This window comes from Roseibium sediminicola (assembly GCF_023156505.1).
Taxonomy (GTDB): domain Bacteria; phylum Pseudomonadota; class Alphaproteobacteria; order Rhizobiales; family Stappiaceae; genus Roseibium; species Roseibium sediminicola.
The window spans coordinates 125,253-139,232 of sequence record NZ_JALNMJ010000006.1 but is presented as its reverse complement, the minus strand read 5'-3'; the positions used below and the strand labels follow the sequence as shown (position 1 = coordinate 139,232).

Genomic DNA, 13,980 nt, shown 5'->3' with positions numbered 1-13,980 from the left:
TGAGGAGGCCCGAAGGCCCGTATCGAAGCATGTGCCCGCGAAGGCGGGTAGATCCGGCCTCTTGCTCAGGAGCATGTTGCCCATCCCTCGAGACAGCGCTGACGCACTTCCTCAGGATGGCGACATTGGGGGAAGCGCAGCCGTTAACAAAATAAAAAAATAAAAAACTTTCTTTATTGCTCACCCCGCCATATAAAAAGAGAAATTTTTCTTTATTGGGGTTGCCATGTCCGTCGTATCGCCAGCGCAAGCGCCCGCCAGCCCGTCCCTGTTTGCGCCCGAACGCGCCGCCGGGACGCTGGCACTGGTGCTTGGGGTCGGGTCCCATGCCGTCAACGGTTTTGTCACCACCGCTGTTCTGCCGGACATCATCCGGGATCTCGGCGGCCAGGACCGGGCCTTCTGGGTGTTTTCCTCCTTCGAGATGATGGCGATCCTCGCCGGCTGTCTGACGGGCGCCGCGAAAGTGAAATTCGGCGCACGCCTGCCCTTTCTGCTGGCGGCGCTGCTGCTGGCCGGCGGGTCTGTGCTCGCGGGCTTCTCAACGTCGCTAGAGGGCCTGATCGCCGGGCGCGCGCTGCAGGGCTTTGGCGAGGGCATGATCATCGCGCTCTGTTATGCGCTGATCCCGGATCTCTTTCCGCAGGTGCTGGTGCCGCGTGTGTTTGCGCTGCTGGCCGGTGTCTGGGCCATCGCAGCCGGCTTCGGCCCGGTATCGGCCGGCCTCCTGGCCGAGCTCTGGTCCTGGCGCGCCGCCTTTCTGATCAACCTGCCGCTGGTACTGCTGCTGTTCGTCCTGATGAACACCGCGCTGCCGGCAGGTGCGGCAAAACCCGCGCCAGCGCCAGAGAAACCAGGAAAAACCGGCCGGTTCGGATTGAGGCTTTTGCTGCTCCTTGTCAGCATCTTCCTGCTGACGGTGATCGGCGAGCTGCATGAACCGCTGCCGCTGGCTCTGACAACGCTGGCCGGACTGGCCATGGCCGGACTGCTCTTCAGGGTCGACGCGGCAAGTGCGCGGCGCCTGTTCCCGAAGGATGCCTTCAGGCCCCGAACCCTGATTGGCCTCGGCACCTGGATCGTCATCCTGATCTCTGTCGCCGCCGCAGTGCGCGCCATTTTCGTGACCACCATCGGCCAGGTGCTCTGGGGGCTCAGCGTCACGCAGGCGAGTTATGTTGCCGCCTTGCTGGCCTTTTCCTGGTCGATCTTCGCAATGATCTCCTCGCGGGCACCCAACCGGCAGCGCGAATTGACCTATCTCGGCATCGGTCCGTTCCTGATCGCCGCCGGCCTCGGCCTGACGGCGCTGGCCATCGACTATGGCGCGCTCTGGGCCTTTGCCGCGGCCTCGGTCGTGACCGGGGCCGGTCATGGCCTGTGCAACCAGATCCTGATGCGTTCGCTGATGTATGGCGCCGACGGCGAGGACCGGAACCTCGTCTCCGGCATTCTGCCGACCATTTCCTCGGCCGGCATTGCCATCGGCGGTGGCCTGACCGGTCTGCTCGCGATCATGACGGGATTGGTCGCCGCCGGTGACAGCACGCTGTTGACCCGCACGGCGGTGGTCCAGTCGGGGGCAACTGTCTTTTACATCAATGCCGGCCTGACACTGGTGCCGGCTGTCGCCATGCTGGTCCTGCGCCGAAGGCTGATCCGGCAGGAAGTTGGAGAGACCCTGCGCTCCGTCGAACTTCCCTCTCCATAGTCATCCCGGACGCAGCGCAGCGAAGATCCGGGACCGGGGAGCCAAGGACGATCCTGAGGAACAACTTTTCCAAAACAGGATCCTGGCTCCCCGGTCCCGGCTCGCGCTGCGCTTGGCCGGGAAGACGAAGGAGAGATCGGAGCAAGCCTCACAAATGAAACCAAACGACTTGCCTTCCCTTACTCCAGCGAAACACCCTTCGTTTCGATGCGGAACACCCAGGTGATGAACGCGCCCAGCACGGAGGTCGCCACCAGGGCGATCAGCAGCGCGTCGGTGCCGATGTTTTTCAGAAGAACCGGAAACAGGAACGCGGTCGTCACCGCACCGATTTTGGCGAAGGAAGCCGCAAAGCCCGCACCGACGCCGCGATTGGCCGCCGGAAAGACCTCGCCTGCAATCAGATAGGTCTGGGCGTTCGGTCCCAGATTGGTCATGAAGTTGAACAGCATGAAACCGGCAAAGATCAGCGGAATGTCCCAGCCCGTGCCGGCATTGTTCCCGGTCACGGCAATCGCCAGACCGGCGGCGCAGCCCAGAAAACCGATCATCTGCAGCCGCACCCGTCCGACCCGGTCGGTGAGAAAAATGGCGGCCAGGATGCCGACAATCAAGAGCACATCGATCAGTGCCGCGCCCTTGGCCGCCAGCAGGTCGTTATAGACCAGTCCGGCGACCGAGCCGACATGCTCCCGTTTCACGCCGATCGCGTTTGTGAGGATCAACGGCGTGAAGATACCGATGCCATAGGTGCCGAGATCCTGCAGAAACCAGGGCACAGTGGCAAAGAGCGTCGCTCGCCGCAGTTTTTTATCGCCAAGAAACCGCCGGAAACTGATTTTGACCTCGGGGCTGCCTTGTGCTCCGGCCGGCGCACCAAGCGTGATATCGGTCGGATAGGTCGGCTGCCGGTTCAACAGCTGCAACAGCGCTTTTTCCGCTTCGGCAACCCGGCCCTTGACCATCAGCCAACTGGCGCTTTCCGGCACAAAAAACCGGCCGACCAGCACCAGCACCGCCGGCAGAACAACCACCAGATACATCCAGCGCCAGGATTCCGGATCGGGAAACCAGGTCAGCGTCAGAAAGGCAATGCCGGTGCCGGTTATGTGGCACCGATGGCCTGAACCCCGAAAGCGCCCAGCACCATCTTTCCCCGCGCCCGCGCCGGAATGTTTTCAGAGATCACCATATGCGCCGTCGGATAGTCGCAGCCGAGCGCCAGGCCAATGCCGAAGAGAGCAAGCAGTGTTATCGAGAGGCTCGGAGCTGCGGCCAGCAGCAGCAGAAACAGGATGAACAATGCCATTTCGACAATGAACATGATGCGGCGGCCGAACCGGTCCGCCAGGCCGCCGAGTGCCGTCGCGCCGATCAGGATGCCGAACAGCACCGCCGAGCTGACCAGCCCGTGTTCCAAAGCGCTCAAGCCGAATTCACGGCCGATCAGCGGCAGCGCGATGCCGGTCATGAAGACGACCATGCCCTCGAAAAACTTGCCCGCGCTGGCCAGCCACCAGATCCGCCACTGCATCCCGGTCAGAACCGAAGAGTCGACGGCCGTGCCATCCCGCCATTGCGGCGTCTCCTCGATATAGGTCTGGGGCCGAACGGATCCGGATGCCGTGGCCGGCACCGCGTCCGCCGGTGTCTGATGGTCCCTCATGTCATACCCCCGTTTCAGGAGAAGCCGGTCTGGCGAGCATAAACGGGATGAGGTGAACCTTCGGTGTTTCCGTGGGGAAGCCTGACCGCCACGCTTGATCGCCTAAAACCCCGTCAATCCCCGCTCCAGCCATTGGCTCTGCGGAATTTCATTGCCGATCTTGAAGGCGAATTTCTCAACCCTCGTCACCCCGGCATCGGTTTCACAGCGGAACGCAACGTCGAACCAGCGGCCAAGGCTGCGGAAGGCGGCATTGCGCGGTTGCAGGACGGTTCCGCCGCGCGGGCGGAAGGAAGGCAGCAGTTCGGGCGGCAACGCGCTGACCGATGCGATCTGCGCCCGAAGCTCGGTCATGCACAGCAGGTTCAGCCGCTGGCCTTCCGACATGCCGCGCATGGCCGTGCGGGCTTCCGGATCGTCCAGCAGGACGCGGGAATAAAGCTCTCGCGCCGCCAGCATGCCGGCTGGTGGTGAGCTGCTTGCCGCCGGTGCCTGTTGGCGCGCCGCCCGGGCCGGTGCGGCCGGTTTCACGCCCGGTGTGGCGTCGGTCACGATCGGGCCGACGATCCCGAAATCCTCGACCGACGGTGCGTCCGCAATGCCGACATCGCTGTCAGCACCGGTTCCGGAGGCCAGTTCGGTGCTTTCCTCCGTTTCGGGCGCATCGGTTTCAGCTGCGTCGGTTTCGGCGGCTTCCGCTTCCTGGGTCACGTCCGTTTGGGCCGGCTCCTCGACGGTCTCCTGCGGCGCGTCCTCCACCGCCTCATTCTCCACAGTAGGCGCCTCCGGGGACTCCGCCTGCTCTTCCGCCTCACCCGCTTCCTGTTGCGGCTCGGTCGGATCGAGCGGTTCATCCTCGGTTGATTCCGGCGGCGCGGTGTCCTCTTCGCCAAACTGCTCAACCGGCTGCAGGACAGGCACATCCGCGGCGGGCTCAATGGCCTCGGCGGATTCAGCGGAGGATGGCGGCGGCGGTGGCGGAGGGGGTGGCGGCGCTTCTTCCGCCTGCGTCTGCTGTTCCTCGGTCTGCTGTTCCTCGGGTGGCGTAACCTCCGGAACTTCCGGCTCTGGCGCGGGTTCCGTCTCTTCCTGCGGTGGCGGCGGCACCAGCTCCACCTCAACCGTGTCCGTCAGTGGCTCCGTGACATGGCCGGTGATCACGCCGGTCAAAACCAGCGCGGCCAGAGCATGCAGACAGATGGACGTGACCAGCCCCCAGCGGAAAGCCGGACTGTCTTCGGCCTGGCGCGCCTGTATCTCATGGTCCATGTCGGCAACGAGGGCCAAAACAAAGTCCTTGGTTGGAAATCCGTGGTCGCTAAAGCTTTTCGGGAAAAGCCTGAGCCGACTTTAGCTGCCTCTCGGCTCTGCCTCGAACGCAAAAGTCGGCAAAGTTTGTATCAAACAATTCTCGAAATGCCTCAAAGCGGCAGTCTGCACCAAAAAACCCGGCGTTGCCGCCGGGTTTTTTCAAAGTGTATTGCTCGAAGTCCCGGCCAGCTCTTAGCTGTCCAGGAACGAGCGCAGCTTGCGCGACCGGCTCGGGTGCTTCAGCTTGCGCAGCGCCTTGGCCTCGATCTGGCGGATACGTTCTCGGGTCACCGAGAACTGCTGGCCGACTTCTTCCAGCGTGTGGTCGGTGTTCATGCCGATGCCGAAGCGCATGCGCAGGACACGTTCCTCGCGCGGTGTCAGCGACGCCAGCACGCGGGTGGTGGTTTCGCGCAGGTTCGACTGGATGGCCGCGTCGATCGGCAGGATCGCGTTCTTGTCTTCGATGAAATCGCCGAGATGCGAATCTTCCTCATCGCCAATCGGCGTTTCGAGCGAGATCGGCTCCTTGGCGATCTTCAGAACCTTGCGGACCTTTTCCAGCGGCATCTGCAGCTTCTCGGCCAGCTCTTCCGGAGTCGGCTCACGGCCGATCTCGTGCAGCATCTGACGAGAGGTGCGCACGATCTTGTTGATCGTCTCGATCATGTGCACCGGAATACGGATGGTGCGGGCCTGGTCGGCGATCGAGCGGGTGATCGCCTGCCGGATCCACCAGGTCGCATAGGTGGAGAACTTGTAGCCGCGGCGGTATTCGAATTTGTCGACCGCCTTCATCAGGCCGATATTGCCTTCCTGGATGAGATCGAGGAACTGCAGACCGCGGTTGGTGTATTTCTTGGCAATCGAGATCACGAGACGCAGGTTCGCCTCGACCATTTCCTTCTTGGCGATACGTGCCTCGCGCTCGCCCTTCTGCACCATGGCGACGATGCGGCGGAATTCGGTGATCTCAAGGCCCGTCTCGGTCGCCAGCGTCTGGATTTCCTGACGCAGCTCACGGACGTTTTCCTTTTCCTTGGCAATGAAGTTCTTCCAGCCGCGGGTCGACAGATTGGCGACCTTGCGCAGCCAGTTCGGGTCGAGTTCGGCGCCCTGATACTGTTTCAGGAAGTCTGTACGGTCGACATTGTAGCTGTCGGCCAGGCGCAGCAGGCGGCCTTCATAGCCCATCAGGCGCTTGTTGATGTCGTAGAGCTGGGCAACCAGGGCATCGATACGATTCTGGTTGAGCGACAGGCTCTTCACATCGACGATGATGTCTTCCTTGAGCTTCTTGTAACGGCGCTCCTGGCTCGGCGACAGGGTCTTGTTGGCCAGCTTGTTTTCGACCAGCTGGTCCTGCAGGCGGCGCAGCTTCTTGTAGTTGTCGGCGATGTTGTCGAAGGTTTCCAGAACGCCCGGCTTCAGCTCGGCTTCCATGGCCGACAGCGAGACGTTGGATTCGAACTCGTCGTCATCCTCGTCGCTGTCGCCTTCGCCGTCCTCGCTCTCCGTGTCCTCGGAGGTTTCCCCGGAAGCCGGCTTGTCTTCGCTGCCGCCGGGGGCAACATCGTCATTGGCAACGGCCGGGCCGGCCTTGGCGTCCGGACCGGCATAGGTCGCTTCCAGATCGATGATGTCGCGCAGAAGCACCTGGGCTTCATTGAGTTCGTCGCGCCAGATGATGATCGCCTGGAAGGTCAGCGGGCTTTCGCACAGACCCGCGATCATGGCTTCGCGGCCGGCCTCGATCCGCTTGGCAATCGCGATTTCGCCTTCGCGGGACAAGAGTTCCACAGAGCCCATTTCGCGCAGATACATGCGCACCGGGTCGTCGGTCCGGTCAGCGGGTTCCTTGGTGGTGGTTGTCTTGGCAACGGCGGTGGTGGTGGTCGTTGCCAGCTCGCCGCCATCGACCTCTTCCGGGCCGTCCTCGGCTTCGTCGGAATCGATCACGTTGATGCCCATGTCGGAGAGCATGGACATGGTGTCCTCGATCTTCTCCGAAGACACCTGCTCGGACGGCAGAACTTCATCGAGCTCGTCATAGGTGACATAGCCGCGCTTCTTGGCGGCCTTGATCATCTTTTTGACAGCGGCATCCGACAGGTCCAGGAGCGGGCCGTCCGGGCCGTCTCCGCTCTGTTCCTGATTGTCGTCTGCTTGTGTCGCTTTCGCTACCATATCGTGCTCCAGTTCGTGGCCACGCCAGCCACGCCGCGCCCAGTGTTTGGCTTCAACCCAATTCGTCCTCAGCGCGCCAGCTTAATAAAGCGGCGGCGTCCAAAGGAATCATTGTGGATAGGTTTGTAAGCCGTGTCCCTTAAGTCCCAATTAACCGTACACTTTTCGACATTGACAAATTTCGGCATCAACGCTGCACACGGTCTTTTTTGTCCGCATTCAAAGAACGAATGCCGAGGAGATAGTCATACGGGTTGCAGCTCGTCTGAGATTTTTGCCGCGAGCAGGCTCATATGGCTGCGGCGCATAAAGGCTGCAAAGGTTCTATTTAGCTCGACGCGCACGATTCGCAAGTGTGATTCGTCACAGGTCAATCGGAAAAAGCGTTTTTCTGAGCCATCTGCCGCCAGAAAGACGTCAGATCCCGCAGTTGCCGATTTTTTAAGGCAGGGCAACAGCTACGGGAGGCGCGGTGCGGATTTTCTTGGCCCGTTCGGCCAGATCGCCCTCGTCGCGCGCGCATTCCTCGCGCCGACGGCTCAGATCCTGGGTCAGCGCCTGGATGCGCGACCAGGAATGCTCGTCGATCTCATCGTCGGCAACGGCAAGCTCCGACGCCAGCTCCTCCTCCAGAGCATTCAGCTCAAGGACATCGAGGAAATGCAGAAAGGCCGCCTCAATGAAATCCTCCGGGGGATTGGACTTGAGGAGCGGGAAGCGATGGATCAGCGCGGAGAATTCCGCGCCCTTTTGCTCCTGCAGCCCGATGGTTTCCGCCATCATTTCATACATGATGTCCCTGAGCGGCTCGTCGAAGGCTCCGGTCAGTTCGGCGATCGGCGTCGCCTCGAGATCGTCGACGATGCGGCACAGGACATCGCGCAGCTGACGGTGCAGGTCGTTGGCAAACGGCAACCTGGAAAAGCGTTCGAAATTCCGGTCAAGCAGATGCGGGTAACGCATGCTCAGGCCAAGCACCAGGCGTTCGGTGCCGAAATCATCGCTGGCGGCCACCCGCTCTCGCGCCTTGCCGAGCGAGGTGACAGTCTCCGCCCCCTTTGCACCGCCCTTCCGCGTTTGCCGCGCCTGCTCGAAAAACAGATTGGACAGCTTGAACTTCAGGTCCAACTGATAACGCCGGCGCACCCGTTCGTCACGAATGGTGCCGATCAGGTCGTCAAAGCGTTTTTCCAGCGCCGCCTTGCGCTCCGGCGTGTCGAGCCGGGCGACGGAGATTTCCCGGTCCCAGACCACATCGAAAAGCGATTGCGCGGCTGAAACCTCCGTATGGAATCCGGAAACGCCGCGCTGCTTGATGAGATCATCCGGGTCCATGCCGTCGGGCAGAAAGCAGAACTGGAACGAGTAGCCGCTCTTGAGCACCGGAAAGATCCGGTCGATCGCCCGGTGGGCGGCCGAGACACCGGCCGCATCGCCGTCAAAACAGATCACCGGTTCGGTCGCGAATTTCCACAGCCGGAGGATCTGATCCTCGGTGAAGGCGGTGCCGAGGGAAGCGACCACATGGTGGATGCCCGCCTGCCACAGCGCGATGGCATCGAGATAGCCTTCCACCACCACCGCTTCGCCGGACTTGAAGGCCGGCTCGCGCGCCCGGTGGGCGTTGAACAGCATGATGCCCTTGTGAAACAGCGGCGTTTCCGGCGAGTTCAGATATTTCGGCTGCCCTTCGGGCGACAGGGTCCGGCCGCCAAAGGCCACCACTCGGCCGCGGTCGTCCTGAATGGGGATCATCAGCCGGCCGCGGAAGCGGTCATAGGACGGACGGCCGTCCTCAGGCTTGATCACCAGGCCGGCCTCGATCATCGCCGCTTCGGGGATCTCGCGGGCAGAAAGAAAGGATTTCAGCGCGTCGCGGCTGTCGGGTGCGAAGCCGAAACGGAATTCCCGCAAGGTTTCCGGTGCCAGGCCCCGCTTGGCGCAATAGGTACGCGCTCCCTCGCCGCGCGGCCCCGCATATTCGTGCTGGAAAAACTGCGCCGCCATTTCGCAGATATCGGCCAGCCCCGCGCGCTTCTTTTCCCGGCGCGCGGCCTGCGGGTCGGGTGCCGGCAACGCGACGCCGGACTGCTCCGCCAGCCGTTCGACAGCTTCGGGAAAACTTAAGCCCTCGGTCTCGCAGACAAAGGTGAAATGGTCGCCGGAGGCACCGCAGCCGAAACACTTGTAGCGGTTGCGCCGGTCATCGACGTGAAAGCTTGGGCTCTTTTCCTGGTGGAACGGGCAGCAGGCCCAAAAATCGCCCTTGCCGGGTTGGGTCTTGCGCCGGTCCCAGGACACACGGCGCCCGACCAGATCCGACAGGGTCAGACGGGCGCGGATTTCATCAAGAAGGCGCGGTTCGAAACGCATGGAACACAGTCAGCCCAAGGCTTATTGGAAACACCAGGATCCGGCGGCATCGCAGGATTGGACGCCGGCCGGTCTGTCAAAATAGAGGGTCTTGAAGGGGGATGCCAGAGGCCCAACCATCATCTCACAGCGCTATGGACAGCCTGTGAACAACCGGAACAGCGGCAGCCGGATCAGCTGCCGTCACCGTCATCGGTGCCGTTTCCCGCCTTGGCATCGGCCCGAAGCATGTCCTTGACGACGCAGGAAGCCTGGACGAAGTCCATCTGCCCCGGGTAACGCGTCTTCAATTCGCTCATGCATCGGCCGATATCGCGCAGACCGTGGGCGTCGATGTCCCTGACGGTCTCCTCGCAAATGGAGCGCATCTCGTCTTCGTTCAGCTGAACCGGCAGGAACTCCCGGATGATGTCCTGTTCCGTGCGCTCCTGTTCGGCAAGATCAAGCTGACCGCCGCTTTCGAATTCGACCGCCGAGGTCTCGCGCTGGCTGATCATCGTTTGAAGGATTTCAATCACTTCGATTTCATCGACGCCGTCCTTGCCGTTTTCGCGGGCGGCGGCTTCGCGGTCTTTCACCGCGGTCTGGACCAGCCGAAGGGTCGCGCATCGGCGCTTGTCGCCATCGTCCTGCGCTACCTTCAAGGCCGCGTTGATTCTGTCGCGCATCTCTTTGCGCATGGTTCACCCCACCCCTGCCGCGCTGAGGGATGACGCGGATCCGCGCCAGTCACACTTCCCAGACAAGCTATTGAATTTTAAAGATCTTTTTTCAGAGGATCAATATTGACGATCCAAGCCGCTTCCCATAGAGTCCCGCGCTTAATGCAGACGGCCATATGCAGGCTTCCAAGCCCGCCCAAGACGCCTTTCCTGCAGCGCATGATGTCACCAACAAGATCTGGAAACAAGACATGACGACTGCAGACGCATGGTCAGAGACCCCGGCGACCGCCCTGCTTGTGTTATCCGACGGCAACGTTATCGAGGGACGGGGCCTCGGCGCCACCGGCCAAGCCGTTGGTGAGATTTGCTTTAACACCGCCATGACCGGCTATCAGGAAATCCTGACCGACCCGTCCTATTCCGGCCAGATCATCACCTTCACATTTCCGCATATTGGCAATGTCGGCACCAATGACGAGGACATCGAGACCGTCAACATGGCGGCCGACAGCGGCATTCGCGGCGTGGTTCTGGCCGCCGCGATCACCGACCCGGCCAACTATCGCGCCGCCAAACATCTCGACGCCTGGCTGAAGAGCCGCAACCTGATCGGCATCAGCGGCGTCGACACGCGCGCGCTGACGGCCCTGATCCGCGAGAAGGGCGTGCCGAACGGCGTCATCGCCCATGCTCCGGACGGAAACTTCGACGTCGATGCGCTCAAAGCGGCGGCGGCGAACTGGCCCGGTCTGGTCGGCATGGACCTGGCGAAGGACGCCTCCACCACCCAGTCCCATCCCTGGTCGCAGACCACGTGGAAGTGGGATGAAGGCTATGGCGAAGCCAAGGACAGCACTTTCAAGGTCGTCGCCATCGATTACGGCATCAAGCGCAACATCCTGCGCCTTCTGGCCGATGCCGGCTGCGACGTAACAGTTCTGCCGGCCACCGCAACCGCCGACGATGTGTTGTCCCATCAGCCGGACGGCGTGTTCCTGTCCAACGGCCCGGGCGATCCGGCCGCGACCGGCACCTATTCGGTCGAAACGATCCGGACAATCGTCGACAAGGGCGTGCCCACCTTCGGCATCTGCCTTGGCCACCAGATGCTGGCGCTGGCCCTGGGCGGCAAGACCGTGAAGATGCATCAGGGCCATCACGGCGCCAACCATCCGGTGTTCGACCACACCACCGGCAAGGTGGAAATCACTTCGATGAACCACGGCTTCGCGGTGGATGCCGACAGCCTGCCGGACAATGTCGAACAGACCCATGTGTCCCTGTTCGACGGTTCCAACTGCGGCCTGGCGATGAAAGACAAGCCGGTTTTCTCGGTGCAGTACCATCCCGAGGCTTCCCCTGGCCCGCGCGACAGTCACTATCTGTTCAAGCGGTTCACCGGCCTCATGGAAAGCACGCGTCAGGCGTAAACGCCCTCTGCGGTGCAATGCACGTAATGAAGATGACGCCGGCCTTCTGGGCCGGCGTTTTGCGTTTGGCGATCAAAGATCCTGACTGGCCCGACCCTCTCACCTGGGTCTTTGGCCTGACTTCTCCAGCCCCCCGGGGTGACTGGCCGGATCGTCGGCGGAAGCCGGTCTCAAGCACCGGCCGCTCAAGCTGACCGGGCATTCATCCAGTGCCGCAGGATCGTTCCGGGTAAAGATCTCTCAACCCGGCACCTGAGCAACACACGGTCCCCAACGTCCTTTCCGGCCATTGACCTCCAAGGTAAATCAGTGCTATTCGACCATAGAGAACGAACGTTCGCTCAATTGATATATATTTCTTTCTTTCCGGGCCGCTGGTGTCGCATGCCGCGCATGCAGCCCGTTGCGGAACCCCTGTCAGAAACCCGGAGAGCGCAGCTTTCGCTGCGCTCTCCATCTCAAACACCACCACAATCGGAAAATTTGAAGTGCGAGACCCGATGCAACCAAGTTCCCTTGCCAAAGCCATTCAAGCCGTGTTGGCGATCGTCCTGATTATAAATTGCAGCGCTGTCGCGGCTCAAACCCGGAAACACTACACTTTGAAAGTCGACAACAAGGAGATCGGCTCGATCAACTTGCTGTCGGAAGCTCTGCCGAAGGGAGGACGCAAGATAAGCCAAAACCTGAGGATCAAGACCTCCGGCTTCTGGAGCAGCCTCGACATTGCAGGTGCGCTGGAAGAAACAATCTCCGCCGAGGGAACGCTTCAGGAAGCCAGCAGCAAAATTCGGGAAAACAAGAAGGTCTACTGGAGCAAGCTCTCACGTTCCGGCGATGAGTATCTTTCCTTCCGCGCTCAGATGAAGAGCGACGAGGAGAAAGACATCGACGAGCTCGCCAGCCTCGCAAAAGGTGTCGTAACCGTGCTTGTTCCCGGAGCCGGCGACGTGATCGAAATTGGAACGTTGTTGCTATCGGATGACAGGAACAACCCGAAACACGATAGGCTAACCGCGGGAAGCTTTGACACCAGTCTGGCCGGACTGCCCTTTTACTGGGAACGCAGCGGCTATCAATTGCCCGGGAAACTGCGTGTTTTCGATACCGAAGACATGATGATCCTCAGCACACGCGTCGAGGATCACGGCAACGACAACCTTGCTATCGGCACGGCGCGGGTCTCAACCCGGCATTACCGCCTGATCATCAAGGGATCCGACCCGATCGATGTCTGGCTGCTGCGCGCGAAGGATAACAGCGCCTATTTCGCGCAGGTGACCGGCAAGGAGAGCGGCAGCGCGTTTCAGCTCACACTTCAGCCTGGACAGTGATCCTCAAACACGTGGCGGCCCTGCGGCCGGCCAATAAAAAACCCGGCATGGAACACCATGCCGGGTTTTCTTGGAAACGTCTGGCGGATCAGCCCACCAATTCGTCGAAGGCGGTCAGGATTTGCCCGACCTCGGCAATCTGCTCATCAAGCATCTGCTTCTGTTCGACCAGGATGTCCTGCTGCGCACGGCAGATTTCCTGAAGCTCCTTATACTGGTCGTCGCGCTTGGTGCCGCCTTCGACCAGTTTGATCACCCGACGGATTTCCGCCAGCGTCAGCCCGATTTTCTTGGCCTGCAGGATCACGCGCATCCGCGACACGTCCCGGGCACCGTAGAACCGGCGCGCACCCTTGCGCACAGGATTGAGGAGCCCTTTCTCCTCATAAAAACGCAGGGTCCGGAGCGTTACGTCGAAGCGCTCCGACATTTCGGAAATCGCAAGAGCGCGATCTTCCATGACCACTTCCTGCCCCGGACCTGCAATATCCGGAACCACGACCATTTTGGTTGCTACATTGTTCATTCTTTTAAGCCCGATCTTGTCTTTTTGTTCCAAGTCTGGCTGGGTCTTGCAGTGCTCCTGATTTTCCGGTCCCACCTCCGGTCCACCAGGTCCCACTAGCACGGCAAAAACAGCCTCCGCAGCTTGCAGCGCAATGCTACCGCTTAAGAAGCCCCCAACACCAAACTTATAGGAGACTAAGCAATAGTGTAATACACCGGATCAACAGTTAAAATCTACGACAAATTTGGAATTATTGGCAATTTTCCGCAAAAGATTCAGTCTTATGAAAGCTAAATCTCAAAAGAGGCGAAAAGGACATACAACTGCGAATGTTAAAACGGAAGGTTTAGAGCCGATACGGGCATAAATATTAATTATCGATAATCTGAAACTAATAAATAGACTTTTCTTGAATAAGGTTATCCCCAGCAAGTTTTCTTAACCTCACGGCACTTTACGCCGGAAAATTACTTAAGTCTCTTTATATTAACCCTGACATTTATTACAGGCTGCCAAAATTCCCTAGGCACTATGTAGAAATAAAATTGATACACACCCTCGCTGAAGAGGCATTCGGCGCCAGCTTGTCGTTGGTTGCATATTACCGCTTGGCTCATGCCTGTCGACCAGAAGCGAGCTGATATCATTTTTGACCCTACGGTCAAGTTTCCGGCCGGAAGCAGCCGTCCGAGACCACAGAAAAAGAGCACATTGTGCACTTCTTGATTGACAATTCGCCGCCCAGGTTATTTTTGTCAAAAGGATGGCACGTGCGCTGCAACACGCGGGCGCATG

At 60.4% G+C, this 13,980-nt stretch carries 10 protein-coding genes; 3 read left to right on the top strand and 7 right to left on the bottom strand.

The window, feature by feature from the left end; genetic code table 11:
• The first annotated feature begins 226 nt into the window (after window positions 1-226).
• Window positions 227-1,711, top strand: coding sequence for an MFS transporter (locus M0H32_RS10895; RefSeq protein WP_248153786.1), 1,485 nt, complete (start codon window positions 227-229; stop codon window positions 1,709-1,711).
• Between the two features lie 179 nt (window positions 1,712-1,890).
• On the opposite strand, the gene M0H32_RS10890 is transcribed toward M0H32_RS10895, so the two are convergent.
• The 6 genes from M0H32_RS10890 to M0H32_RS10870 form a co-directional block, all read right to left on the bottom strand.
• The gene (locus M0H32_RS10890; protein WP_345779328.1) at window positions 1,891-2,745 is read right to left on the bottom strand and encodes an MFS transporter; all 855 of its coding nucleotides are present in this window, start codon (window positions 2,743-2,745) and stop codon (window positions 1,891-1,893) included.
• A gap of 71 nt (window positions 2,746-2,816) precedes the next feature.
• Entirely contained in the window at window positions 2,817-3,377 is a 561-nt protein-coding gene (locus M0H32_RS29470) for an MFS transporter (protein ID WP_282449319.1), read from the bottom strand.
• 102 nt (window positions 3,378-3,479) lie between these two features.
• The gene (locus M0H32_RS10885; protein ID WP_248153784.1) at window positions 3,480-4,664 is read right to left on the bottom strand and encodes a DUF930 domain-containing protein; all 1,185 of its coding nucleotides are present in this window, start codon (window positions 4,662-4,664) and stop codon (window positions 3,480-3,482) included.
• A 216-nt stretch (window positions 4,665-4,880) separates the two neighbouring features.
• Entirely contained in the window at window positions 4,881-6,875 is a 1,995-nt protein-coding gene (gene rpoD / locus M0H32_RS10880) for an RNA polymerase sigma factor RpoD (protein WP_248153782.1), read from the bottom strand.
• 441 nt (window positions 6,876-7,316) lie between these two features.
• Window positions 7,317-9,248 (bottom strand): DNA primase, encoded by a 1,932-nt coding sequence (gene dnaG, locus M0H32_RS10875; protein WP_248153780.1) that lies wholly within the window; start codon window positions 9,246-9,248, stop codon window positions 7,317-7,319.
• Between the two features lie 173 nt (window positions 9,249-9,421).
• Window positions 9,422-9,916, bottom strand: a complete 495-nt coding sequence (locus M0H32_RS10870; protein WP_248154049.1) for a GatB/YqeY domain-containing protein — start codon at window positions 9,914-9,916, stop codon at window positions 9,422-9,424.
• A gap of 245 nt (window positions 9,917-10,161) precedes the next feature.
• On the opposite strand from M0H32_RS10870, the gene carA reads away from it, so the two are divergent.
• Both carA and M0H32_RS10860 read left to right on the top strand, forming a co-directional pair.
• Entirely contained in the window at window positions 10,162-11,343 is a 1,182-nt protein-coding gene (gene carA / locus M0H32_RS10865; protein ID WP_248153778.1) for a glutamine-hydrolyzing carbamoyl-phosphate synthase small subunit, read from the top strand.
• A gap of 377 nt (window positions 11,344-11,720) precedes the next feature.
• A complete protein-coding gene (locus tag M0H32_RS10860) occupies window positions 11,721-12,677 on the top strand; it encodes a hypothetical protein (RefSeq protein ID WP_248153777.1) in 957 nt (318 codons plus the stop codon).
• 88 nt (window positions 12,678-12,765) lie between these two features.
• Here the strand turns inward: M0H32_RS10860 and M0H32_RS10855 are convergent, their stop codons facing one another.
• Window positions 12,766-13,137, bottom strand: coding sequence for a MerR family transcriptional regulator (locus M0H32_RS10855; RefSeq protein WP_248153774.1), 372 nt, complete (start codon window positions 13,135-13,137; stop codon window positions 12,766-12,768).
• Window positions 13,138-13,980: the final 843 nt, after the last annotated feature.